Annotated in this window: 2 protein-coding genes; both read right to left on the reverse strand. The window is 66.0% G+C overall.

Annotated features, from left to right (window positions below; translation table 11 throughout):
- A partial coding sequence (locus tag HP499_RS23780; protein ID WP_253951771.1) for a phosphoadenylyl-sulfate reductase occupies positions 1 to 763 on the reverse strand: 763 nt, incomplete at its 3' end.
- Positions 760 to 1,888: nitrite/sulfite reductase (locus HP499_RS23785; protein ID WP_172326502.1), on the reverse strand; the 1,129-nt coding region annotated here is incomplete at its 5' end. The genes HP499_RS23785 and HP499_RS23780, both read right to left, overlap by 4 nt.

The following is a 1,888-nucleotide window of genomic DNA, read 5'->3' on the forward strand; positions in this document are numbered from 1 at the left end:
GGGCCACTTTGCGGGTGCAGGGCTGGCAGCCGATGGACGGGTAGCCCTGGCTCAGGAGGGGGTTGACGGGAAGGATGTTGTCCTCGGAGTACTCGATCAGCTGATCGAAGGACCAGTCCACCATCGGGTTCACCTTGACCAGGCCGAAGCCCTCGTCCCAGGTGACCACCGGGGTGTTGGTGCGGGTGGGTCCCTCGTCGCGGCGGACACCGGTGAACCAGACCTCATAGCCGGCCAGCGAGCGACGCAGGGGCTGCACCTTCCGCAGTGCACAGCACTGGGCGGGGTCGCGGGCGAACAGATCCTTGCCCAGGAGGCGGTCCTGCTGTTCCACGGTGCTTTCGGGAAGGACGTCCACCACGTTGACGCGGAGGTTCGCTGCGACTTCGTCGCGTGTCTCGTACGTTTCCTTGAAGTGGTAGCCGGTTTCCAGGAACAAGACGTCGACGCCGGGAAGCTGGTCCGCGACCAAGGCCGGCAGGACGGCGTCGGCCATGGAGCAGGCCACCGTCACTGTGGGCAGCTCGAAGTTGCGGGCCACCCAGGCGATGACGTCCCTGGCAGGCGCGTTCCAGCCCAGCTCAGCGGCGCCGGCCTCGGCCAAGGCCTTGAGTTCCTCGTGGGACCGGAGGGCAGCGGCAGGCGATGCCGCCCCCGCCCCTTCGCCGCGCGGCTGATCTCCGATCAGCCCAGCGCGCGGCTCCGACAGGCCCGATGCCACTCCCTGGGCGGCATCGCCTGCCACTCGCTGACTTGTGCTCATTGGAGATCTCCTTCATCTGCCGAGTGTGCCCACTCTGCGAAGGTCTGGCCCTCGGCGCCCACGGCGACGAATTTACGGACCACGCGCTCCACGTAATCGGGCAAGTCTTCCACCGTGACCTTGAGGCCGCGGACGGTACGACCCAGACCGGCTTCTTCGCGCTCGTTGTTGGCCAGTCCGCCACCGAGGTGGACCTGGAAACCCGGGGTGGGGTCGCCGTCGGGCGTTGGCAACATCATGCCCTTCAGGCCGATATCGGCCGTCTGGATGCGTGCGCAGGAGTTCGGGCAGCCGTTGATGTGGAGGGACAGTGCCGAGGGCAGTTGCTTGGTTTCCACGAGGTCGGCCAGTCGGCGTTCCAGCTCAGCGATGGCTGTTGCCGCCGTGACCTTGGTTTCGACGATGGCCAGCTTGCAGAACTCGATGCCCGTGCATGCGATGGTGCCGCGGCGGAACACGGACGGACGTGCCGAGACGCCCAAGGTGTCCAGTTCGGCGATCAGCGGCTCAACCTGCTCCTTGGCGACGTCCAGGATGACCAGCTTCTGGTGAGGAGTAGTGCGCAGGCGGTATGAACCGTGCTTCTCCAAGGTGTCCGCCAGCGTGACCAGCGCTTCGCCGGAGGTGCGGCCCACAGTCGGGGTCACGCCGATGAAGAACTTGCCGTCCTTCTGCTCGTGAACGCCGATGTGGTCACCGGGAGCCGTGGGCTTGGGAGCGGCGGGGCCGTCGGGAAGCTTGAAGCCGAGGTACTCATCCTCAAGGATCTGGCGGAACTTGGCCGGTCCCCAGTCGTTCATGAGGAACTTCAGGCGGGCCTTGGTGCGCATGCGGCGGTAGCCGTAATCGCGGAAGATGCTGGTCACGCCGAGCCATACTTCAGCGGCAACATCCGCAGAAACGAACACACCGAGGCGTTCGGCCAGGCGCGGGTTGGTGGAGAGGCCGCCACCAACCCAAAGGTCGTAGCCGGCGCCAAGTTCGGGGTGGACGACGCCAACCAAAGCGAAGTCGTTGATCTCGTGCACCACGTCCTGGGACGGGTGGCCCGTAATGGCGGTCTTGTATTTGCGCGGCAGGTTGGCCAGCTCGGGGTCACCGATGAACCGCTCGGCGAGCTCGTGG

This window comes from Paenarthrobacter sp. CM16 (genome assembly GCF_013179505.1).
GTDB lineage: Bacteria > Actinomycetota > Actinomycetes > Actinomycetales > Micrococcaceae > Arthrobacter.